Below are 19,458 nucleotides of genomic sequence, written 5' to 3'. Positions count from 1 at the left end.
GATCACAATGCATAACTCGAATTCCACAATCTCGGCCCGCAATATGCGGCCCGGCCTGTTCCTTGCTATAGTCACCGCAGCACAGTGGCTGGCGCGCAAAATGAACGAACGGCGCAACTGCAATGCGTTGATGGAGCTTTCCGACGAACAGCTGAAGGATATCGGCCTTTCCAGGGGGCAGACGGAAAGCGACGTCCACGTCTATAGTCGCTACTGAAACTTAAGCGTGATATTGTGCCGCCAGGTCGCCTCATCGGGCGGCCTGTCTGACCTGGAAGATGCAATGTCCCAGTTTTCAACAGCACCGCTCCTGAAAACGAAGACGGTCACCATTCGTGACATCGTCTGCAATGGCGAATGCCGCCACAGGAGCGACGAGGAATGCGCCCACAGGACGAGCCTCGTCTATCCCTATCGCGGCGTCTTCATGCGGCATGTCGGCCGCAATGATACGGTGGCCGAAGCCAATCAGGTCCTGTTCTTCAATGCCGGCCAGGGATATCGGATCAGCCACCCTATCGAGGGTGGCGACGCCTGCATCGATTTGGCGATCGACCAGACCATGCTCGAAGAGCTTACGCCGAAGGAGCAGGCGCAGCCCGGCGAGGTCTTTTCCTTCCGCCGCCAGCGCCGGCGGATCGATCCACGCGCGCAGGCGCTGGTCGCGCTCCTGCGTCATGGTCTCAGCCGCAACGTCGCCGAGACACTGGAAGCCGAAATATTGGCGCTGACGCTGGTGCGCCGCTCGCTCGGCGAGCGCACATCGCATGCGGCGGGCGCCAGCGCCGGCCGGCAGAAACTCGTTGACCGGGCAAAGCTGGTGCTTTCCTCCGATCTCGCGCGGCGCTGGACACTTTCAGAAATCGCCTCAGAAGTGGGCGTCTCGCCAGTTTACCTCACCCAAGTCTTCCAGCAGGTCGAGGCGACGCCACTTTACCGCTATCAGTTGCGGCTGCGGCTTGCCCGGGCGCTCGATCTGCTCGGCCAGTATGAGGATCTGACCGCGCTCGGTCTCGATCTCGGCTTTTCCAGCCACAGCCATTTCAGCGCTTCCTTCAAGCAATCCTTCGGGCAGACTCCGGCCGAATTCCAGCGTTCGGCGCAGCTGCGGCGCAGGTGAAAGCCTACAGCGCCGCGCGTCTTTTCAGACGCGCAAAGGACGCTGTAGCACTTTGAATCCCCGCATAATTCCTTAAATCGATCCCGATTTAAGGAATTATGCGGGGTCGATCGCTAAAGATTTCGACAGCGGCAATGCGGTCTTCGATGATCTTATGAGCCTGTCCCGATCCGGGGACGACCAACAGGAGGATCACCAAATGAAGAAGACCACATGCGCTGCCTGCGACTGCGAACTCGGCGCGGAGACCATCACCGTCAAGCTCGGCGGCAAGACTGTCGAAGTCTGCTGCCAGGAATGCGCCGAGGCGTTGAATGAGGCGGAAGCTGCGACATCGGCCGCTTCGAATGGCAAGGAATAGCCGACAATCGACAAAAGCCGCGCTCCGGAGCGCGGCTTTTCCTTCTTTGCGCAATTCCGGACACAAAACCGCTGCGCACTTTTACTGGAATTGCTCTAGACGGGCAGAAGCCCATAACGCCAGCCGCGGCGTTTCGCGTTCTGCGACAGCACCAGGAAAGCAAGGATGAACATGCCTGCCTCGGCAAAGACCGGCACCATCCAGATTCCCTGTTCGCCGAAGACGAAGGGCAGCAGGAAGGTGAGCGGCAGGGTGAGCAGATAGGGCCGCGACAGGCCGAAGATCGCAGCCCCCGGCGCATCGCCGATCGACTGGAAATAGGATGACAGGATCAGCATCTGCCCGAAGAGAAAATAGGCGCCGATCGTCCAGGGCAGAATTCGCCTGACCTCGGCGATGATCGCCGGATCGGTGACGAAGACCGCACCGAGGCGGCTAGCCAGCAATTCGACGGTGATCTCCACCAGGGTACAATAGACGAGTGCTGCGAGCATGGCGATCTGCAGGCTGCGGCCGACGCGCAGCCCGAGGCCGGCACCGTGATTGTTACCGGCAATCGTCTGCAGCGCGATGCTGAGTCCGAGCAGCGGCAGATAGGTGAAGGTCATGATCCGGGTGATGATGCCGTAGGCGGCCACCGTCGCGACATAGTCATGCGCGCTCCAGAGCGAGACGTTGATTAGAATGGCGGCCGAGGCCAGCGATATGCCGATGAAACCGAGGCTCATCGGCGCGCCGAAGGCGACGATGCCGCGCCATTCGGCGAGAGCCAACCCCGGGAAAGGTCTTAGTGCCGCCGGCCGGCGCCAGCGATAGGCGAGCACCGCTGCGAGGCAGACGAATTGCGACGCGATGGAGCCGACCGCCGAACCGAGCACGCCCCAATGCATCACCGCCATGAACAGCCAATTGGCGAGGATGTTGAGCAGCGAGGCCGACAGCGTCACCAGCGTCATGAAGCCGATCTTACCTTCGCAGCGCAATGCGTCGAGATGCAGCGACAGGAAGAAACTGATCGGCGCAAAAGCGATCATCGCGCCCATGAACAGCATCGCGCCATGGGCAACAGTGGCATTGCCGGCAGCACCGGTCCCGATGATCTGCCGGCCCACGCTCCAGTAGACCAGGTTGAGGATGAGGGTGACGGCGAGCGCCAGCGCGTGCGCGCCGGCAAACACCCGAGATGCCCCATCGCGATTGCCGGCACCCAGCCGGCGGGCGAGGATACTCGCCATGCCGTTCGAGACCAACGATTGCAGAGCGACCAGCAGCATCAGCCCGGGGAAAATCAGGCTGACGGCAGAGAGCGCGTCTGGGCCGACATAGGCGCCGAGGAAATAGGCGTCGACGACGGTGAACAGGCCGCTGACGGTGGTGATCGCGACGATCGGTGCCGCCGTTTTGATGAAGACGCCCGTCAGCCAGCCGGTAAGAAAAGCATTGCCTTGGGAAAGATCGGTCATGGAGAAATCCGTGCGATATGAGGCAGGGTCCGATCCGGCTTAAAAGTCATGCGGATCCGGACGGCCTCAAAAGGACAAAAACAATCTAGAGATCGAGCACCAGATGCGGCACGCCGTTCGAGGTCTTCCTCGGCGAGACGCCGTCGGCATCGATCTGCGCGTTCACACGCTGGCGAAAGGCCGAAAAGCTCTCGAAGGTGACGACATCCACCGGCTCGTCGAAATGGATGGTGATCCTGTGCAGATCGCCGCCCGGCAGGGCCGAAAGCGCCAGAACTTCGCCGGTGAACGGCTGATCGAGATAACGGCCGCGAATATGCGCGCCGACGAAGAGCGGCGTCTTCGGAGCGGTATTGGGCTTTGCCGCCAGGGCTGCGAGCGTATTCCAATCGCGTGCGCCATGCTGGCGTGCAATCATTTCCAGGGCCGCACTGTGGGTGAGCGGGGTGCCGCGATCATTCATCGCCTGGCGCAGGCGCTTGGCCTGGGCCTTCAATTCTTCAATGGCAGGATAGGTCGTCGTCATGGCGTGAGCCTTCGAAAGGCATGCTCTTCGACTGCGGATGGGAGCTCGCATTGCCGCCAGTCAGCATGCACAAGGGGCCGTGACCATGATCGCGAGGGCTTCACCATGGATTTTCATCCGCGAGCGGCCGGTGCCTCGAACCGGCCTTTGTATGCGCGAACGCCGCCGACATGTCAAGAATGGCGCGGATGCGCTGGGGAATGCGCAACTTTGGGGCAAATCTGCACGAAATCGGTGCGATTTTCCCGCAGGTTTCCCAGAGGCATTCAATTTTACCGATGTTCTTCAGCAAGTGTCAGCATTCTTCCGCTAATATCTTGTCGTAGAACAAGCGGAGGCTAAAAGGGCCTTTCAGATGCACCTCGACACAGAACACCCCAAGCCGGAACGTGCTTACAGGGAATTCAATCTCGACAGGCCCGGCAACATCATCTTCGTCGGCCATCACCTCAGCACCGGAACGCAGGTGCGCTGCCTGATCCGCACGATCACGCTTGCCGGCGCATTGCTCGAAGTCAGCCCGAACCTGGAAATGCCGAGCCATTTCTTCCTCGAAATCCTCGGCATCCATGACGAGATCGGAGCGACCGTGGTCAAACGCGAAGGCGAGTTGGTGACGATCAGCTTCAACATGCTGATCAATCCGGAATTCCTGCACCACGTGTTGCGATTGAACTTCGAAACCTGAGACTTTTTCCGATCCGTGAATCATCGCGGCGCGTCGCCTTTGTTTCGCCGCTTCGTCTTGCGGCGAGACGTGCGATGATCGGAACGGCCCAGAGAAATCCGCGCCATTCCGGCCGATCAAGCGGGTCGGCAAGCGGATCGGTCAAGGGACCGCGGCGGATCCGCCGATTGCGGATTTCGATTTCCCTGAAGAGAACAACCCAGTTGAGATCCATTGCTTCATCCTCCATCTATTTCCTGGAGCACTTGAGCTAAGCCTTCGCGCCCTTCCGATGTAGAGGCGCTGGGGAAAGGGGGTTTTCATCCATGAAAGATGCGAGCTGGGACGACCTGCAACTTTTCTTCCATGTTGCGACAGGCGGCGGGCTTTCGGCGGCGGCGGCCCGCACCGGGCTCAGCGCGCCGACGATCGGCCGGCGCATGCTGGCGCTCGAACGGGTGACGGGCCGATCGCTGTTCAACCGCGGCCCTACCGGCTATCTGCTGGCCAAGGACGGGCAGGCGTTGCTCGATCGCGTCCGGCTGATGCAGGATGCGGCGCGTGCGATCTCCGACTGGCGCGGCGAGGTGCTGACGCTGCCGATCGTCTCGACGGCCGCCGACAGCTGGACCTCGCGCTTCATCGCCGACCATCTGTCCAGCGTCTGGACGCCGAAGGATAGCTTCCGCATGTGCTACAAGACCTGCGACACGGGCGTCGATTTCACTTACCGCGAGGCGCATATCGCCATTGGCCATAGCCGGCCGGAGAGCGGCAACGTCGCCATCCGCCGTTCGGTCCAGGTGGCGCATGCGGCCTATCAGGCGGCCGGTTACGACGAGACGAATTGCAACTGGATCTCGCTCGGCACCGATACCGCCGTCACCCCGGCCGACAAATGGACTTTCGAGCAGCCGGATTATTGGATCACCAGCTGGACGAACACGCCACATATGCTCTTCTACCTCATCCGCGGCGGTGCCGGCCGCGGCGTGCTTCCCTGTTTCATCGGCGATCAGGAGCGCAGGCTCGTCCGCGCCGGGCCAGTGATCGACGAACTGACCTACGAGATGTGGATCGTTGCGCATGACGACGAACGGCAACGGCCGGAGGTCAGGATCGTCATCGACCGTCTGGCGGCGCTCTTTGCCGATCATGAACAGCTGTTTGCTGGGCAGAGACCGTCCGCTTGACGCGGCGGAATGAGAAACGCGGGCCATTCGACCCGCGTTCACTAATAGGTAGGCTCTTGCCGGCTCAGGCGGCGAGATGCCGCTCGATCTCGTCGACCGGCATATTGGTATAGTCTTTCGCCACTTCCGCGGTGATCACCGCCTGCGTATCGGCGCGGAGTGCCGGCCGCAGCGTGCCAAGCGCCTTCGGCGGTGCAACGAGGACGATGCGACGGGCCTTCTTTTCCTGCACCAAGTCGTCGAGCTTTCCCGCCACCTGTTTCAGAAATTCGGCTTCGGCCTGATCCTGCCAACTGGTCTCCTCGACAGCGCTGCCGCTCAGTCCGTCTGCAGCATGGGTTCGGCCAGGCTTATCGGCGCCAATCTCGCGATCCGGCGCGCTCGGCTGCGTCAGGGTTTCCAGCACCTTCAGGTTCACCAGTTGGGCATCGCCGGCATTCTGCATGATCAGAGCCTTGGCTCCATCGCAGACCACGACCCATGATTCCCAAGGGATTTTGACATCAGTCATCTTCAACTCCTCGCTGTCGTTATTCGAAGCGCGCCGTGCTTCATCGATCAAGGCACAACGCTCGGCCATTGAAAGAGTTCGGGAAAATTGCGCCGAAATCGAACGGGGCGGCGATCCGGCCGGTCCTTGCTGCGTAGAAAGGCCAAGGTCGGGAGATTGACAATGAAGACATCACTGCTCGCCTATGCCGGCGCCTTTCTCACCCTTCTCATCTGCGACGGGATATGGCTCGGCCTCATCGCCCGCAACTTCTACCGCGACCAACTGGGGACGCTGATGCTGCCCTCGCCCAATCTTGCGGTCGGCGCACTGTTCTACCTGTTCTTCGCCGCCGCAGTGGTTGTGCTTGCAGTGCTGCCGGCGCTGTCGGCAGGCTCGATCGCCACCGCATTTCTCCACGGTGCCATTCTGGGACTAGCGGCCTATGGCACCTATGACATCACCAATCTTGCCACGCTTCGCAACTGGCCAGTCGTCATGAGCCTGGTCGACATGGCCTGGGGCACGGCTCTAACGGCGCTGACCGCCGCCGGCGGATATCTTACCGTCAGATTTTTTGGCTGAAACGGGAGGCTCGGAATGGAAACCGCGTCCCGATAATGAACATGAAGGCGTCCCGCTTGGGAACAAAGTTTGAAATCGTTAAAATTGTAATTTTATGTTTGACGAATGTGCAAAACATTCATGTGACCTTGGTTGGGATCAAGACCAGTTGCTCGATCAAGCCAGGCTGAATGAGATCAAGGTCAGCTTGATTGAGATAAACCCCCAATGCGTCCTGACTGACGGAGAATGTGAATGACTATGCTCCGCGCTACACACCTTGCCACGGTCAAGTCCGCCGTCTACGACCTGCGCTGGGAAGAATTCAGCGTCAAACGGCCAGCCCGCATCGTCGCCGTCCGGCCGTGCCTCACAGGCGTCTCCATGCGAAGCGCCGAGATCATCGATATCTCCCAGGGTGGCGCCACCTTCGTCGTCTCGACCACGGCCGGCCTGCCAAAGCACTATTATCTCAACATTCTTGGCCTCGCCTATCGCATCGGCTGCGCCGAGGTCTATCGCCATAAGGAACGCATCGGGGTGCGGTTCATCAACATCATGGACCCCGAGGTTCTGCGCCGCGTCGTCCGCACCGATTTCCTCGTCGGCAACATGGAAGCAATTGCCGCCCGGCGTGCGCCGATCTTCCGCGCCTGAACAGGCCGCAGTTGCGGAAATAATCTTGCTTGCGTTGGCCGTACCCGGGCCTATTGTTGCGCCAATTGCCATTATGTCCGGGAAACTGCCGTCGCATGTCCGCCTTTTCGCGCTTCACACCTCTTGCCAGCGCCCTGCCTTCCACAGTCCCTTTCGTCGGCCCGGAGGCGATCGAGCGCCAGCGCGGGCTTGCCGTTTCGGCGCGCATCGGCGCCAATGAGAACGGCTTCGGCCCAGCTGCCTCCGTGTTTGCAGCGATGCGCGAGGAAGCCGGCAATATCTGGAAATACAACGATCCGGAGAACTTCGCGCTCCGGGAAGCGCTTGCAGCCCATCTCGGTATCTCGTCCGCCAATATCGCCATCGGCAGCGGCATCGACGAATTGCTCGGTCAGATCGTCCGGCTGGTGATCGAGCCGGGCGCGCCCGTCATCACCTCGCTCGGCGCCTATCCGACCTTCAATTTCCATGTCGCCGGTTTCGGCGGTCGGCTGGTGACCGTTCCCTACGCAAACGACCGCGAGGATCTCGACGGCCTGCTCGATGCCGTCAAGCGCGAGAATGCGCCGCTCGTCTATTTCGCCAATCCTGATAATCCGATGGGCAGTTGGTGGGATGCCGACAGTATCGTAGCTTTCGCCCGTTCGCTGCCCGAGACGACACTGATGGTGCTCGACGAGGCCTATAGCGAAACGGGGCCGGCAGGTTCACTGCCGTCGATCTCCTCGCTGATCGAGCTGCCGAACGTCGTTCGCACCCGCACCTTCTCCAAGGCCTACGGACTTGCCGGCTCACGCACCGGCTACGTGATCTCGACAGCAGGCACGGCGCAGGCCTTCGACAAGATCCGCAATCATTTCGGCATGAACCGGCTGGCAACGGCCGCAGCGCTCGCCGCCCTCAAGGACCAGGCCTATCTCGTCGAGGTGGTCGGGAAAATCCATGCGGCGCGGGAGCGGATCGGCGGTATCGCCCGGGCGAACGGTCTTGAGCCCCTGCCCTCGGCCACGAATTTCGTGGCGATCGACACCGGCCGCGACGGCGCTTATGCCAGGGCGATCGTCGACGGGCTGATGGAGCACGGGGTTTTCATCCGCATGCCTGGCGTGGCGCCGCTCAATCGATGCATTCGCGTCAGCGTCGGGCCGGAAGCGGATATGGCGTTGCTCGAAGAGACGCTGCCGCGGGTCCTGAAAGAGATCGGCCGATAAAACGGAAAAACCGCGGCCGGTGGAGGATCCGGTCGCGGTTCCGTTCTCCCGGCGTCGGCCCCGTCCAAAGCGCCCCGCCAGCTCCCTCTTTCCGAGGTTGTTATTGCTGCTCTTGTCGAATTCCTTAGTGAACCGTCATCCACTCGCGGGCGGCGCGCAGCGCTGCTGCGAGCTGCATCTTGTCCATGGCGGCGGCCACGTCGGCACGAAGCTCGGCGGCGCGATCGTTGCCCTTGATTGCGGCGATGTTCAGCCATTTGTGGGCTGAGACGAGATCGACTTCGCAGCCGCGGCCGGTCGCATACATCAGACCCATTTCGCAGAAGACATCGGCGCTGTTGTCGCCACCCATGGTGGCCGTTTCAGCATTGTGCATTTCAAAGCGTGCCATCGGTTTTATCCCTGTTAGCCTGTTTATGACTTACCCTGTTTTACCTCTGGGCCTTGCCGTCTATCGCGGCTTGCGGCCCTTGCGGTCCGGCGGGTTTGCCCCGCTCGTTTGATGGGTTCACTATGCCAAACGGCTTTCAAAAAACGCCTAAAATGCATGATTAATTTGAGACAAACAAAGTGCAAACACTTGGTAAAATTGGATTTTCGTTAAACATCGGACTCCCTGCGAATTAAGGATTTTCGAGCGGATTTTACGAAAGATTCAGATTTGAAAATAAAGGGATTGTTCATCATGAAATCAGCAGGCGATCTCTTTAGAAGCTGGACGAACGGCTTTTTCTCGCGTTTTTCAGCCGGCCAGCATGATAGCGATTGACCCTGTTTACCTTTACGTTCGCGTCAGTTATTTTCGCCGCGATCAAGGACATCATGGAGGAAAAGATGATCCGCAGCTTCGTTCTCGCCGGCGCCATCGCAATGATCGCGGGTATCGCGCATGCCGAGGAGCCGATCGTAGGCAATTGGAAGACGGCCGCCGGCGATACGGCGGTGATCGCATCCTGCGGCGGCAGTTATTGCGTGACACTGAAGACCGGTAAATATGCCGGCCGGAAGATCGGCACACTGGCGGGAACCGGCGGCAGCTATGCCGGCGAGATCACCGACCCGGCCGCCGAAAAAACCTATAGCGGCGCGGGCAAGGTTTCCGGCAATTCGCTGAGGATGCAGGGCTGCGTGATGAAGATCCTTTGCAAATCGCAGACCTGGACGCGGCTCTGAGGCCATAAGAAGGCGCAACGATCATCCCAAACGCTGAGGCATGCCGGCGCGCCGGCATGCCTCGAAGCCTTTTGCGGTCTCCTCCGCTACGCCAGCCGGCGAAGTCGAATGGCGTCGAATTCGCCCAGCGACCCCTTCAAATCCTCCCCGCAACCTAGCCGAGCCTGCCCGGCAAGCTGAACGGCTGATGAACCGGCATCTCAGCACTCGTTCAGCCATCGCATGCCAAAACTATTGTCACGATAGAGTTGCGTATCGGGGACAAGGGGATGAACATCTATATTCTGGCAAGACGCTTTAGCATTATCACGCTGTTTGCGGCGATCTTCGCTATCACGTTTTCGGCGGTCGTGGTGCACCAGGGTGGCGGCGGGGCGCAGTCGCATTTCGGGGCGAGCTATACCTGCCTGGAGAGAAACGGCACCTTCTGCGCGCCTACGGTGCGATGACTGGAATCCGACACGGAAAAGGATAAAAAAACGGAATCCGCCGGCGCGCGTCGTTTGCTTGTCAAAAACAACTCTCTATAATGCGTCATGAACAAACGAATCTCCCCTTTGTCGCCCCTCGAAATATCCTCTCCACCACCTTTCCAGCCTGAGAGTTTCGATGATCCCGCCAAGGCGGTCGAGACGCTGATGGCGCTTTACGAGCGCAATACGGCGTTCCTGATCAAGAGCTTCGCCGAACTTGCGCAGGGCGCTCCGATCTCCTCGCGCTACCGCGCTTTTTATCCGCAGGTCAGCATCGAGACAACAAGCTTCGGCCATGTCGATTCGCGGCTTTCCTATGGCCATGTCACGGCACCCGGCATCTATACGACGACAGTCACCCGGCCGAAGCTCTTCAAGCATTACCTGAAGGAGCAGCTGGCGCTCTTGATGAAGAGCCACAATGTTCCTGTCATCGTCTCGGAATCGACGACGCCGATCCCCTTGCACTTCGCCTTCGGCGAGGGTGCGCATGTGGAAGCATCGACGACCGCATTCGTCGACATTCCGATGCGCGATATCTTCGACACGCCCGACCTCAATACCACCGACGACGAGATCGCCAATGGCGAATATATCCCGCCGCCGGGAGAGCCCTCGCCGCTCGCGCCGTTCACCGCGCAACGCATCGACTACTCGCTCGCCCGATTGTCGCATTATACGGCGACGCATGCCGAGCATTTCCAGAATTTCGTGCTGTTCACGAACTATCAGTTCTATATCGACGAATTCTGCAGCTGGGCGCGCAAGATGATGGCGGAGGACGGCGACGGCTATACTGCTTTCGTCGAGCCCGGCAATGTCGTCACCCTGCCCGGCTCGAAGGCACCGGAAACGGATGCCGCCCTCACCCGCCTGCCGCAAATGCCAGCCTACCATCTAAAGAAGAAGGGCCATGCCGGGATCACCATGATCAATATCGGCGTCGGCCCGTCCAACGCCAAGACAATCACCGACCACGTCGCAGTGTTGCGTCCGCATGCTTGGCTGATGCTCGGCCACTGCGCCGGTCTTCGCAACAGCCAGCGGCTCGGCGACTATGTTCTGGCCCATGCCTATATGCGCGAGGACCATGTTCTCGACGACGACCTGCCGGTCTGGGTACCGATCCCGGCGCTGGCCGAGGTGCAGGTGGCGCTCGAAGCCGCCGTTGCTGAAATCACCGGCTATGAGGGTTTCGAGCTGAAGCGCATCATGCGCACCGGTACCGTCGGCACGATCGACAACCGCAACTGGGAACTGCGCGACCAGCGCGGGCCGGTGAAGCGGCTCTCCCAGGCGCGCGCAATCGCACTCGACATGGAATCGGCAACGATCGCCGCCAACGGCTTCCGCTTCCGCGTGCCCTATGGCACGCTGCTCTGCGTCTCCGACAAGCCGCTGCATGGCGAATTGAAACTGCCGGGCATGGCAACGGCCTTCTACCGTACGCAGGTCAACCAGCATCTGCAGATCGGCATCCGCGCCGTCCAGAAGCTTGCCGCCATGCCGAAGGAAGCGCTGCATTCACGCAAGCTGCGCAGCTTCTTCGAAACGGCCTTCCAATAGGCCGTTTCCTCATCTGCCCGTCACGACAGGCGCCGAACCGTCGGCCAGCATCTGCGGCCTGCCGGCTACAAGGTTCAGCCCTGATATCAGCAGGGTGAAGGCTGCGAAGACGAAAGCGATGCGCAGAAGAACCTTCAGCGCATCGGCATCGTCGAGTACGAGCTGACGCTTTTCACGACGGCGTGCCCAGATCTGGCTTGCCAGGGCGATTTCAAGAATGCTCATTACAGGTCTCCTCGACAGGTTTCGATGAAGCCTTGTCGAGTGCTGCCTTGCGATTTCGACAGCCGGCCGGCACAAAGATTTTTTCCGCCGCTGTCGAAATGCGTGGAGCTCGGTCGTCCAGGGTTATTGAAACGCTCACAAGGAGGCTGTCCGCGATGAAATATCTCTGTCAGGTCTGGTTCGATGGCGGGGTACTCGACGCCATGACGAAAGAAGAGAAGGCCGAACTCGACACCAATTCCTTGAACTATGACAAGGACCTCGTCGAAAGCGGGCATATGATCGTCGCCCAGGCGCTGCAGTCGCCGAAATCGGCAGTGACTGTCCGAGTCCGCAACGGCGAGATGTCGGTGACGGACGGTCCCTTCGCCGAGACGAAGGAGGCGCTGGGCGGCTTCATCCTGATCGAGGCAAAGGATCTCAACGAAGCGATCCGCATTGCCGCCGGCATCCCGCTCGCCAGGCTCGGCGCGATCGAGGTGCGGCCCATTCATTCCTTCGGCAAAGACGCGTGAGGAGACGGCGATGAAATATCTCTGCCAGGTCTGGTTCGACACCGCAAAGATCAGTGCCATTTCAGCCGAGGACGGCGAAAAGCTGACGCAGGATTCGATCATCAACGACGACAGGCTACGCGATAGCGGCCACCTGCTGGTGGCGTTGGCGCTACGCGAACCTTCGACGGCCATGACGGTCAGGGTCCGCAACAATGCCGTGACGACGACCGACGGCCCCTTCGCGGAAATCAAGGAGCATCTCGGTGGCTTCGTGCTGATCGAGGCGAAAGACATGGAAGAAGCAACTGATATCGCCGCCACTTTTCCCGTAGCGCGATACGGCTCCATCGAAGTGCGGCCGGCCTATTCGATCAAGGAGGAATGCTGAGCCATGCGTTACATCTGCCTGATCTACAATTGCGCCGACACCGACGGCACGCTGACTTCAGCCGAGACCGACGAACTGATCAGGGCACATTTCGCCTTCGACGAGGAACTGCGCCGCGACGGCATGATGATCCATGCCGATGCGTTGGAGATGCCTGAGACGGCGACCGTGCTGCGCGTTCGGAACAACACGCTGTCGGCCACCGACGGCCCCTATGTCGAGACGAAGGAGCATTTGGCCGGCTTCTATGTCATCGAGGCACCGGATATGGTGAAGGCTAGGGAGATTGCCGGGCGGATCCCTTCGGCACGTTACGGCGCCGTCGAACTGAGGCCCGTGCGAATGCTGACCCTGCCGGACTGAGGTGCCCTTTTGGAACGCGTCATCGAGGAGATCTACCGAACGCAATCGCGCCGGGTGCTGGCGACTCTGATCCGCCTGCTCGGCGATTTCGACCGGGCGGAGGAAGCGCTTCACGACGCCTTCGCCGCGGCGGCCCGGACATGGCCAACGGATGGCATTCCCGGCAATCCCTTCGCCTGGCTCGTTTCCACGGGGCGCTTCAAGGCGATCGACACGATTCGGCGGCGGGCGCGTTTCGATGCTTCACAGCATCACATCGAGGACAGCCTCTACTCGCCCGACGCAACTTACATCGGTGACATGGGGCCGATCGAGGACGACATGCTGCGGCTGATCTTCACCTGCTGCCATCCGGCCATCCCGGCCGATGCGCAGATGGCGATGGCGCTCAGGGAAATCTGCGGGCTAACCACCGAAGAAATCGCCCACGCCTTCCTCACTCCGGCGCCGACGGTAGCGCAGCGGATCGTGCGCGCCAAGAGCAGGATCCGGGCTGCGAAGATTCCCTACGAGGTGCCGGGCCGCGAGGCGCTGCCGCCGCGGCTCGACCAGGTGCTGCACGTCATCTACCTGGTCTTCAACGAGGGCTATTCGGCCTCTTCGGGTGAAGACGTGGTCCGGGCCGACTTGACCGCAGAGGCGATACGTCTGGCGCGGCTGCTTCTGGCGCTACTGCCGCATCCCGACGTCTCCGGCCTGCTGGCGCTGATGCTGCTGCAGGATTCCCGTCGCACCGCCCGCCGCGGCGAGCAGGGATCGCTGGTGCTGCTTGCCGATCAGGACCGCTCGCTCTGGGACCGTGCGAAGATTGCGGAAGGCCTGGTGCTGCTCACAGAAGCAATGCGGACGGGAGAGGTCGGCACCTATACGCTGCAGGCGGCGATCGCCGCCGAGCATGCCAAGGCGCCGGCTGCCGAAGAGACCGACTGGCGACGGATTGCCTTCTATTACGATCTGCTTCTGGCGGCGCAGCCCTCCTCGATCGTCGAGCTCAACCGCGCCGTGGCGATCGCGATGGCGGAAGGGCCGGCCAAGGGGCTGGAACTGGTCGATGCCATTCTGGCACGCCGGGAACTGCAGGCCTATCACCTCGCCCATTCGGCACGTGCCGATTTCCTGCGCCGTCTCGGCCGGAAGCAAGAGGCGATCGCGGCCTATGAAACGGCGCTGTCGCTCTGCCGGCAGGAGCCGGAGCAGGCGTTTCTGAGAAAACGGATTTCAGAGCTTGCCGCGACGTCCGAGCGGCAGTGAGATCGCGGTGCCGGTCAGCGCCGAGACGATGATCAGCAGGTGGGCATTGACGCTCGCCTGTGCCAGCGCGGCAAGGGCCGGCCGCTCGCTCGATGCTCCCAAGGCGATGGCGCCGGCGGTGATGCCGGCCGGATAGGTGCCGACGCCGCCGGGCGCATGCATCGGCAACACGGAAGAGAGTTCACCGCCGAGCGCGCCGCCGAAACTCGCCGCCATTGGCAGCACGCCCATCAGGCCGAGCGCCCATGCCAGCACCATCACCTTCACCAGCCAGTTGACGATGGTCATCGCCCAGGCGCGCGCAAAGGCGATGGCATCGAGCGGCAAGCCGTTTTCGATCTCGGCGACGAATTTCTGCGCTTTCTTCGGTAGCAGCTTGGCGGCAAGGCGCAGCAGCGGCTTGCGGGCGGCGAAGGCTGCGACCGGCAACAGCAGGAAGGCTGTCCAGAGCGACCAGGCCACAGCCGGATCGGCTGATGCAACGGCAAAACCGATGCCGGCAGCGGCCAGGAGGGCATGCAGGTCGAGCAGCCGCATGACGAACAGCGCCGAGGTTCCGCGCGTCAGCGGAATGCCGAATTCGGTGCGCATCAGCAGCGGAAAGCTGGTCTCGCCGGTGCGGAAGGGCAGCATGATGTTCAGCAGGTTGTGGATCTGCGTGACGCGGAAGAGGACCGCGAACCGGCCGGCCGTTTCGTTCGGAAAATAATCATAGATGCGCCAGGTGCGCAGGAAATAGGTGCTCGTCAATAGCACGAGCGCGCCGATCACCGGACCCGCGCCGACATCGGCCCACTGCCTGATGATAACAGGCCAACCCCAGAACCATTGGATGAAGAGGCCATAGGCTGCGACGATGGCGACCGTCAGCACCGTCATGCGATTGCGCATAAACCAGGATTGCCGGCTTTCAACGATCGAAGTCTTCATGTAGTAGGCATTCCTCGCTTGGGTCGGCATGGGCCGATACCATCGCCAGGCCTTTTAAGAGAAATGAAGGTTGCGCACAACGGCGGAGTGATGGCGATGGTGGTGAAAACGCCTCCACGCCGACGATCCGAGCGGCCGACCGGTAAATGATGGCGCCTTGCCGGCTTGACGTGGAGATCGATGTTGAAGCGGATTACCAAAAGCATTACCAGCGCAAGCATTTTTCTGGCAGCCTATTTCCTGCTGAACATCGCGCTTCGCATCGCCTTGCCGCATACGCTCGATCTCGACGAGGCGGAGCAGTCCTTCTACTCGCAATATCTGCTTGCCGGCTACGGTCCGCAGCCGCCCTTCTACAACTGGATCCAATATGCCATCGTTTCGGTGACCGGCATATCGATGTGGGTGCTCTCGGTGCCTAAGAACATCATTCTCTTCGGCTGCTATCTCTTCTACGGGCTTGCTGCCCGCGAGGTGCTGAAGAGCCGTTCGCTCGCAGCCGTCGCCATGCTGAGCCTGATTACCCTGCCGCAGGTTGGCCTGATGGCGCAGCGCGAACTGACCCATACGGTTGCCCTGCTGTTTGCGACCTCGCTCTTCCTCTTCGGTTTTTTCCGCACGCTGCGCCAGCCGACGATCGGGAGCTACCTCCTCATCGGCATCGCCACCGGCATCGGGCTCATCTCGAAGTATAATTTCGCCATCCTGCCATTTGCCGCCCTCATTGCCGTGCTGCCGGACCGGGAATGGCGCAGCCGTCTCATCGACTGGCGTTTGCTGCCGGCGGCCGTCCTTGCCATTCTGATCGTGCTGCCGCATGCGCTCTGGCTGCCCGACAATCTCGCCAGCGCGTCTGCGCCGACGCTGGAGCGGATGACCGCCGAACACCTGGCCCCGGCCGGCCTCCCCCGCATCGGGCAAGGACTGCTGTCTCTCATCATCGCCGTCCTCGGCTTCGTCGCATTGCCGATCGTTCTCATCGCGGCCGCTTTCCGGCGCGACTTCCTTCGCGCGCTCTCCTCTTCCAGCCCGATGATCCGGGTGATCGAGCGGATGATGATCATCAGCCTACTCGCCTTCGTCGGCGTGGTCCTCTTCGCCGGCGCCAGCGATATCCACGAGCGCTGGCTCGACCCATGCCTGCTCGTCCTTCTGATCTATCTTTTCCTGAAACTGGAAACCGCAGGTCTCGATCTTTCCGCCGGTCTTGCGCGCTTCCGGCCCGTGCTGCCGGTCTTCATGGTCGTCATCCTGTCGATCCTTCTCTTCCGGATCGTCGGCATTCAATACATCGGCACTTATACAAGAACGAACGTACCCTTTTCCGGTTACGTGGCTGAATTGACCGCGACCCGCAAGCCGGTTCTCATCGTGGCGGGAACCAAGTTCGTGGCCGGCAACATGCGGCTGGAGTTTCCCGATGTTCCCGTCGTGATCCCGTTCTTCCCCGGTCCAGGGGTTCCCGAATATGCGGACGCGAAGGGGCCGGTGCTGGTTATCTGGCGCGGCGAGACCGCAGATGATCCAACAATTTCCCCCGGTTTCGCCAATGACCTCGTCCAATCGGGCATTCATCTGCAAGAGTTGAAGACGCTGACGCTGCCCTATCTCTTCGGTGACGGCAAACGCAGCTTCTCCATTGGTTACTCCTGGGTGGAAGGCGGCGCGAAATAGCGCCCAGGCAGATCAGCCGATTGCGGGAAACCGGCATTGCCCGCTGGCAACCGGCGGACACTTCATGTAGTAGCCTTCCGCAAGTGCGGCGGCAGCATTAAAGATTGCTCGGCCGTCCGGCCTTTTGGAGATGAAAGTTGCAGACAACGGTAGAGCCCATTCGCGGTACGAATGACCCGGTACAATCGCTCGAGCTGTCGCTGGTCGTACCCATTTTCAACGAAGAGGAAAGCGTCGGCCCGCTCATCGAGCGTGTCGTGGCTGCGATGGTTAGCTACCCCCATCGCTGGGAGCTGATCCTCGTCGATGACGGCAGCACGGATGCGACGCTCGTCAACGCCCGCAAGTACGTCGGACGCGAGGGGCTGGCGCTCAGGATCGTCGAGTTGCAGCGCAACTTCGGTCAGACTGCCGCCATGCAGGCCGGCATCGACACGGCCCAGGGCCGCCTGATCGCGACGATGGACGGCGACCTGCAGAACGATCCGAAGGACATTCCTTCGATGGTCTCCGAGCTGGAACGGCGTGAACTCGACCTCTTGGTCGGCTGGCGCAAGAACCGCAAGGATGGTCTGTTCTTGCGCAAGATCCCCTCCTGGTGCGCCAACTATCTGATCGGCCGCATCACCGGCGTCAAGCTCCACGATTACGGCTGCAGCCTGAAAATCTACCGTGCCTCGATCATCAAGCAGGTGAAGCTGATGGGCGAGATGCACCGCTTCATCCCGGCCTGGGTCGCCGGTGTCGTTCCGAGCTCGCGCATCGGCGAGATGGCCGTCACCCACCATGCCCGCGAGCACGGTGTTTCGAAATACGGCATTTCGCGCACCTTCCGCGTCATCCTCGACCTGCTGTCGGTGATGTTCTTCATGCGCTACAAGGCGCGGCCGGGGCATTTCTTCGGTTCGCTCGGCCTAGGTCTCGGCGCGCTCGCCATGCTGATCCTGCTCTATCTCGGCTTCGACAAGTTCATCATGGGCAACGATATCGGCACGCGCCCGATGCTGATGGTCGGCGTCGTGCTGCTGCTGTCGTCGGTGCAGATGATCACCACCGGCATCCTGGCGGAAATGATCGCGCGCACCTATTATCGCGACGACGCCTCTCCGAACTACATCGTGCGGCAGATCTTCGACGATCAAAGCCAAGCCTAAGCCGGCAGCACGATGCTGGAGCGCGTGACGAGCACGATCAGAACCGCAGGCCTGCTGCTTGCAGCCTATTTCGTGCTCAACATCGCGCTGCGCATCGCGCTTCCGCATTCGCTGGAGCTCGACGAGGCCGAGCAGTCCTTCTTCTCGCAATATCTGCTGGCCGGCTACGGCCCACAGCCCCCCTTCTACAACTGGATGCAATATGCCGTCGTTTCGGTGGCGGGCATGTCGATCGGCGCGCTTGTTGTCCCGAAGAACATCCTGCTGTTCCTATCCTATCTCTTCTACGGCCTCGCCGGGCGGCGGGCGCTGAAGGATCAGGCGCTTGCCGCCGTCGCTATGCTGGCGCTGATCACCCTGCCCCAAGTCTCCTACATGGCCCAGCAGGACCTGACCCACACGACGGCGCTGCTCTTTGCCAGCTCGCTGTTTCTCTACGGCTTCTTCCGCACGCTCGACCGGCCCGATATCGGCAGCTATCTCCTGCTCGGGCTTGCGACCGGCATCGGGCTGATCTCGAAATATAATTTCGCACTGATGCCTGTCGTCGCTTTGATGGCCATCCTGCCCGATGCCGAATGGCGGCGCAGGGCGCTCGACTGGCGCATGCTGGCGGCGATCACTGTCGCGCTCGTCATCGTTCTGCCGCACGCGGTCTGGCTGCAGGGCAATCTCGCATTCGCCTCCTCCGACACTCTGGTCAAGATGGCCGCCGGCAGCGAACCGGCCGGCGCCGTGCGGGTCGGCAAAGGCCTTGTCGCCTTTCTCGTCGCCATCATCGCCTTTGCGGCGCTGCCGGTGCTGATCTTCGCCGCCACCTTTCGCCGGGATTTTGTCCGGGCGCTTTCGGCGGGCAACCGTTGGACTGGGATGATGGAGCGGATGATGCTCGCAAGTCTCGCCGGCATTGCTCTCATCGTGCTTTTCACCGGCTCCACCACGGTTCGCGAGCGCTGGCTCGACCCGTTCCTGCTGGTGTTGCCGATCTATTTCCTGGCGAAGATGCAGGCGGCCGGGCTTGACCTTTCCGCCGGGCTGCGCCGCTTCCGACCGGTGCTGCCGGTGCTGATGGCCTGCGTGCTGATCGCCCTCGGTTTTCGAGTCGTCGGCGCCGGGCTGATCGGCACCTACAGCCGGCCGAATGTGCCGATGGCGGGTTTTTCGCGCGAGATGACGCGACAGGCGCAACCCGCACTTGTGATCGCTTCCGACCCCTATATCGGCGGAAATATGCGGCTGCAATTTCCCGATGTGCCGGTGGTGATCCCGGATTTTCCGGCACCGGGCATTCCGGCCTATGCCGAGGCCAAGGGGCCGGTGCTCATCGTCTGGCGCGGCAAGAAAACGGCGACGGCTGCCGATGCGATCATGCCGGAGCGGTTTTCATCAGCGCTGACGGCGGCCGGCATCGCGCTGCAGGAGATCGGCTCGCTGTCGCTTCCCTATTATTTCGGCCGCCAGGGCGACAATTTCGCGCTCGGTTACGCCTGGGTTCGGCCGGAGAGCAAATAG

The 19,458-nt window shown here is 61.2% G+C and carries 26 protein-coding genes; 18 read left to right on the top strand and 8 right to left on the bottom strand.

Annotation, left to right across the window (positions count from 1 at the left end; genetic code table 11):
• The first annotated feature begins 7 nt into the window (after positions 1–7).
• The 3 genes from AC1D2N_RS16515 to AC1D2N_RS16505 all read left to right on the top strand — a co-directional run bounded on the left by AC1D2N_RS16515 (position 8) and on the right by AC1D2N_RS16505 (position 1,481).
• A complete protein-coding gene (locus AC1D2N_RS16515) occupies positions 8–217 on the top strand; it encodes a DUF1127 domain-containing protein (RefSeq protein ID WP_027685313.1) in 210 nt (69 codons plus the stop codon).
• Positions 218–283: 66 nt separating this feature from the next.
• Positions 284–1,120 carry a helix-turn-helix transcriptional regulator gene (locus tag AC1D2N_RS16510; protein ID WP_027685314.1) on the top strand — a complete coding sequence of 279 codons (837 nt, stop codon included), beginning with the start codon at positions 284–286 and terminating at the stop codon, positions 1,118–1,120.
• 199 nt (positions 1,121–1,319) lie between these two features.
• Positions 1,320–1,481, top strand: a complete 162-nt coding sequence (locus AC1D2N_RS16505) for a hypothetical protein (protein ID WP_018447363.1) — start codon at positions 1,320–1,322, stop codon at positions 1,479–1,481.
• Positions 1,482–1,576: 95 nt separating this feature from the next.
• Here AC1D2N_RS16505 and AC1D2N_RS16500 read toward each other — a convergent pair whose 3' ends face one another.
• The 3 genes from AC1D2N_RS16500 to AC1D2N_RS16490 all read right to left on the bottom strand — a co-directional run bounded on the left by AC1D2N_RS16500 (position 1,577) and on the right by AC1D2N_RS16490 (position 3,762).
• Positions 1,577–2,944, bottom strand: coding sequence for an MATE family efflux transporter (locus AC1D2N_RS16500; RefSeq protein ID WP_130652112.1), 1,368 nt, complete (start codon positions 2,942–2,944; stop codon positions 1,577–1,579).
• Positions 2,945–3,029: 85 nt separating this feature from the next.
• Positions 3,030–3,470 carry a glyoxalase superfamily protein gene (locus AC1D2N_RS16495; protein ID WP_130652111.1) on the bottom strand — a complete coding sequence of 147 codons (441 nt, stop codon included), beginning with the start codon at positions 3,468–3,470 and terminating at the stop codon, positions 3,030–3,032.
• Between the two features lie 100 nt (positions 3,471–3,570).
• Positions 3,571–3,762: a hypothetical protein gene (locus AC1D2N_RS16490; protein ID WP_130652110.1), complete on the bottom strand. Its 192-nt coding sequence runs from the start codon at positions 3,760–3,762 to the stop codon at positions 3,571–3,573.
• A gap of 63 nt (positions 3,763–3,825) precedes the next feature.
• Between AC1D2N_RS16490 and AC1D2N_RS16485 the strand changes: the two genes are divergently transcribed.
• Positions 3,826–4,158, top strand: coding sequence for a hypothetical protein (locus AC1D2N_RS16485; protein ID WP_003558042.1), 333 nt, complete (start codon positions 3,826–3,828; stop codon positions 4,156–4,158).
• Here AC1D2N_RS16485 and AC1D2N_RS16480 read toward each other — a convergent pair.
• Positions 4,109–4,372 (bottom strand): hypothetical protein, encoded by a 264-nt coding sequence (locus tag AC1D2N_RS16480; RefSeq protein WP_128405626.1) that lies wholly within the window; start codon positions 4,370–4,372, stop codon positions 4,109–4,111. The genes AC1D2N_RS16485 and AC1D2N_RS16480 overlap by 50 nt on opposite strands.
• A 91-nt stretch (positions 4,373–4,463) precedes the next feature.
• Between AC1D2N_RS16480 and AC1D2N_RS16475 the strand changes: the two genes are divergently transcribed.
• Positions 4,464–5,330: a LysR family transcriptional regulator gene (locus AC1D2N_RS16475; RefSeq protein ID WP_130652109.1), complete on the top strand. Its 867-nt coding sequence runs from the start codon at positions 4,464–4,466 to the stop codon at positions 5,328–5,330.
• A gap of 64 nt (positions 5,331–5,394) precedes the next feature.
• Here the strand turns inward: AC1D2N_RS16475 and AC1D2N_RS16470 are convergent, their stop codons facing one another.
• Complete coding sequence (locus AC1D2N_RS16470; protein ID WP_026188334.1) at positions 5,395–5,841, bottom strand: baeRF12 domain-containing protein; 447 nt, start codon at positions 5,839–5,841, stop codon at positions 5,395–5,397.
• Positions 5,842–6,003: 162 nt separating this feature from the next.
• Here AC1D2N_RS16470 and AC1D2N_RS16465 point away from each other — a divergent pair, with 162 nt between their 5' ends.
• The 3 genes from AC1D2N_RS16465 to AC1D2N_RS16455 all read left to right on the top strand — a co-directional run bounded on the left by AC1D2N_RS16465 (position 6,004) and on the right by AC1D2N_RS16455 (position 8,252).
• On the top strand, positions 6,004–6,405 hold the full coding sequence (locus tag AC1D2N_RS16465) for a DUF2177 family protein (protein ID WP_028734296.1): 402 nt from the start codon (positions 6,004–6,006) through the stop codon (positions 6,403–6,405).
• 234 nt (positions 6,406–6,639) lie between these two features.
• Complete coding sequence (locus tag AC1D2N_RS16460; RefSeq protein WP_003578226.1) at positions 6,640–7,041, top strand: pilus protein PilZ; 402 nt, start codon at positions 6,640–6,642, stop codon at positions 7,039–7,041.
• Positions 7,042–7,136: 95 nt separating this feature from the next.
• A complete protein-coding gene (locus tag AC1D2N_RS16455) occupies positions 7,137–8,252 on the top strand; it encodes a pyridoxal phosphate-dependent aminotransferase (protein WP_130652108.1) in 1,116 nt (371 codons plus the stop codon).
• A 124-nt stretch (positions 8,253–8,376) separates the two neighbouring features.
• Here AC1D2N_RS16455 and AC1D2N_RS16450 read toward each other — a convergent pair whose 3' ends face one another.
• The gene (locus AC1D2N_RS16450; RefSeq protein ID WP_018241371.1) at positions 8,377–8,643 is read right to left on the bottom strand and encodes an SEL1-like repeat protein; all 267 of its coding nucleotides are present in this window, start codon (positions 8,641–8,643) and stop codon (positions 8,377–8,379) included.
• Positions 8,644–9,086: 443 nt separating this feature from the next.
• Here AC1D2N_RS16450 and AC1D2N_RS16445 point away from each other — a divergent pair, with 443 nt between their 5' ends.
• The 3 genes from AC1D2N_RS16445 to AC1D2N_RS16435 all read left to right on the top strand — a co-directional run bounded on the left by AC1D2N_RS16445 (position 9,087) and on the right by AC1D2N_RS16435 (position 11,464).
• Positions 9,087–9,425 carry a DUF2147 domain-containing protein gene (locus AC1D2N_RS16445; protein ID WP_003558027.1) on the top strand — a complete coding sequence of 113 codons (339 nt, stop codon included), beginning with the start codon at positions 9,087–9,089 and terminating at the stop codon, positions 9,423–9,425.
• A gap of 269 nt (positions 9,426–9,694) precedes the next feature.
• Positions 9,695–9,874: a hypothetical protein gene (locus AC1D2N_RS16440; RefSeq protein ID WP_018241368.1), complete on the top strand. Its 180-nt coding sequence runs from the start codon at positions 9,695–9,697 to the stop codon at positions 9,872–9,874.
• Between the two features lie 87 nt (positions 9,875–9,961).
• Positions 9,962–11,464: an AMP nucleosidase gene (locus tag AC1D2N_RS16435; protein WP_026230822.1), complete on the top strand. Its 1,503-nt coding sequence runs from the start codon at positions 9,962–9,964 to the stop codon at positions 11,462–11,464.
• A gap of 9 nt (positions 11,465–11,473) precedes the next feature.
• Here the strand turns inward: AC1D2N_RS16435 and AC1D2N_RS16430 are convergent, their stop codons facing one another.
• On the bottom strand, positions 11,474–11,689 hold the full coding sequence (locus AC1D2N_RS16430) for a hypothetical protein (protein WP_233942126.1): 216 nt from the start codon (positions 11,687–11,689) through the stop codon (positions 11,474–11,476).
• A 155-nt stretch (positions 11,690–11,844) separates the two neighbouring features.
• On the opposite strand from AC1D2N_RS16430, the gene AC1D2N_RS16425 reads away from it, so the two are divergent.
• From AC1D2N_RS16425 to AC1D2N_RS16410, 4 genes are read left to right on the top strand one after another with little or no spacing between them, the layout of a single operon-like run.
• A complete protein-coding gene (locus tag AC1D2N_RS16425; protein ID WP_018447352.1) occupies positions 11,845–12,204 on the top strand; it encodes a YciI family protein in 360 nt (119 codons plus the stop codon).
• 10 nt (positions 12,205–12,214) lie between these two features.
• On the top strand, positions 12,215–12,574 hold the full coding sequence (locus tag AC1D2N_RS16420) for a YciI family protein (RefSeq protein WP_130652106.1): 360 nt from the start codon (positions 12,215–12,217) through the stop codon (positions 12,572–12,574).
• Positions 12,575–12,577: 3 nt separating this feature from the next.
• A complete protein-coding gene (locus AC1D2N_RS16415; RefSeq protein ID WP_130652105.1) occupies positions 12,578–12,937 on the top strand; it encodes a YciI family protein in 360 nt (119 codons plus the stop codon).
• A gap of 9 nt (positions 12,938–12,946) precedes the next feature.
• On the top strand, positions 12,947–14,188 hold the full coding sequence (locus AC1D2N_RS16410) for an RNA polymerase sigma factor (protein WP_130652104.1): 1,242 nt from the start codon (positions 12,947–12,949) through the stop codon (positions 14,186–14,188).
• Here the strand turns inward: AC1D2N_RS16410 and AC1D2N_RS16405 are convergent.
• Entirely contained in the window at positions 14,156–15,118 is a 963-nt protein-coding gene (locus AC1D2N_RS16405; protein WP_130652103.1) for a lysylphosphatidylglycerol synthase domain-containing protein, read from the bottom strand. The two genes, AC1D2N_RS16410 and AC1D2N_RS16405, sit on opposite strands and share 33 nt — an antisense overlap.
• Positions 15,119–15,298: 180 nt before the next feature.
• Between AC1D2N_RS16405 and AC1D2N_RS16400 the strand changes: the two genes are divergently transcribed.
• The 3 genes from AC1D2N_RS16400 to AC1D2N_RS16390 all read left to right on the top strand — a co-directional run bounded on the left by AC1D2N_RS16400 (position 15,299) and on the right by AC1D2N_RS16390 (position 19,458).
• Positions 15,299–16,792 (top strand): ArnT family glycosyltransferase, encoded by a 1,494-nt coding sequence (locus tag AC1D2N_RS16400; protein WP_130652102.1) that lies wholly within the window; start codon positions 15,299–15,301, stop codon positions 16,790–16,792.
• Between the two features lie 137 nt (positions 16,793–16,929).
• Positions 16,930–17,946 (top strand): glycosyltransferase family 2 protein, encoded by a 1,017-nt coding sequence (locus AC1D2N_RS16395; RefSeq protein WP_018241359.1) that lies wholly within the window; start codon positions 16,930–16,932, stop codon positions 17,944–17,946.
• A 12-nt stretch (positions 17,947–17,958) separates the two neighbouring features.
• The gene (locus AC1D2N_RS16390; RefSeq protein WP_130652101.1) at positions 17,959–19,458 is read left to right on the top strand and encodes a glycosyltransferase family 39 protein; all 1,500 of its coding nucleotides are present in this window, start codon (positions 17,959–17,961) and stop codon (positions 19,456–19,458) included.

The organism is Rhizobium sp. P1_B8 (assembly GCF_056406515.1).
The sequence above is the reverse complement of the archived record's forward strand: the minus strand, read 5'-3'. Positions and strand labels throughout refer to the sequence as shown.

Bases quoted from the DNA above. Each gene is read 5' to 3' on its own strand.
- AC1D2N_RS16515 (WP_027685313.1), top strand. From the start codon at position 8: ATGCATAACTCGAATTCCACAATCTCGGCCCGCAATATGCGGCCCGGC.
- AC1D2N_RS16510 (WP_027685314.1), top strand. From the start codon at position 284: ATGTCCCAGTTTTCAACAGCACCGCTCCTGAAAACGAAGACGGTCACC.
- AC1D2N_RS16505 (WP_018447363.1), top strand. From the start codon at position 1,320: ATGAAGAAGACCACATGCGCTGCCTGCGACTGCGAACTCGGCGCGGAG.
- AC1D2N_RS16500 (WP_130652112.1), bottom strand. From the start codon at position 2,944: ATGACCGATCTTTCCCAAGGCAATGCTTTTCTTACCGGCTGGCTGACG.
- AC1D2N_RS16495 (WP_130652111.1), bottom strand. From the start codon at position 3,470: ATGACGACGACCTATCCTGCCATTGAAGAATTGAAGGCCCAGGCCAAG.
- AC1D2N_RS16485 (WP_003558042.1), top strand. From the start codon at position 3,826: ATGCACCTCGACACAGAACACCCCAAGCCGGAACGTGCTTACAGGGAA.
- AC1D2N_RS16480 (WP_128405626.1), bottom strand. From the start codon at position 4,372: ATGGATCTCAACTGGGTTGTTCTCTTCAGGGAAATCGAAATCCGCAAT.
- AC1D2N_RS16475 (WP_130652109.1), top strand. From the start codon at position 4,464: ATGAAAGATGCGAGCTGGGACGACCTGCAACTTTTCTTCCATGTTGCG.
- AC1D2N_RS16470 (WP_026188334.1), bottom strand. From the start codon at position 5,841: ATGACTGATGTCAAAATCCCTTGGGAATCATGGGTCGTGGTCTGCGAT.
- AC1D2N_RS16465 (WP_028734296.1), top strand. From the start codon at position 6,004: ATGAAGACATCACTGCTCGCCTATGCCGGCGCCTTTCTCACCCTTCTC.
- AC1D2N_RS16460 (WP_003578226.1), top strand. From the start codon at position 6,640: ATGACTATGCTCCGCGCTACACACCTTGCCACGGTCAAGTCCGCCGTC.
- AC1D2N_RS16455 (WP_130652108.1), top strand. From the start codon at position 7,137: ATGTCCGCCTTTTCGCGCTTCACACCTCTTGCCAGCGCCCTGCCTTCC.
- AC1D2N_RS16450 (WP_018241371.1), bottom strand. From the start codon at position 8,643: ATGGCACGCTTTGAAATGCACAATGCTGAAACGGCCACCATGGGTGGC.
- AC1D2N_RS16445 (WP_003558027.1), top strand. From the start codon at position 9,087: ATGATCCGCAGCTTCGTTCTCGCCGGCGCCATCGCAATGATCGCGGGT.
- AC1D2N_RS16440 (WP_018241368.1), top strand. From the start codon at position 9,695: ATGAACATCTATATTCTGGCAAGACGCTTTAGCATTATCACGCTGTTT.
- AC1D2N_RS16435 (WP_026230822.1), top strand. From the start codon at position 9,962: ATGAACAAACGAATCTCCCCTTTGTCGCCCCTCGAAATATCCTCTCCA.
- AC1D2N_RS16430 (WP_233942126.1), bottom strand. From the start codon at position 11,689: ATGAGCATTCTTGAAATCGCCCTGGCAAGCCAGATCTGGGCACGCCGT.
- AC1D2N_RS16425 (WP_018447352.1), top strand. From the start codon at position 11,845: ATGAAATATCTCTGTCAGGTCTGGTTCGATGGCGGGGTACTCGACGCC.
- AC1D2N_RS16420 (WP_130652106.1), top strand. From the start codon at position 12,215: ATGAAATATCTCTGCCAGGTCTGGTTCGACACCGCAAAGATCAGTGCC.
- AC1D2N_RS16415 (WP_130652105.1), top strand. From the start codon at position 12,578: ATGCGTTACATCTGCCTGATCTACAATTGCGCCGACACCGACGGCACG.
- AC1D2N_RS16405 (WP_130652103.1), bottom strand. From the start codon at position 15,118: ATGAAGACTTCGATCGTTGAAAGCCGGCAATCCTGGTTTATGCGCAAT.
- AC1D2N_RS16400 (WP_130652102.1), top strand. From the start codon at position 15,299: ATGTTGAAGCGGATTACCAAAAGCATTACCAGCGCAAGCATTTTTCTG.
- AC1D2N_RS16390 (WP_130652101.1), top strand. From the start codon at position 17,959: ATGCTGGAGCGCGTGACGAGCACGATCAGAACCGCAGGCCTGCTGCTT.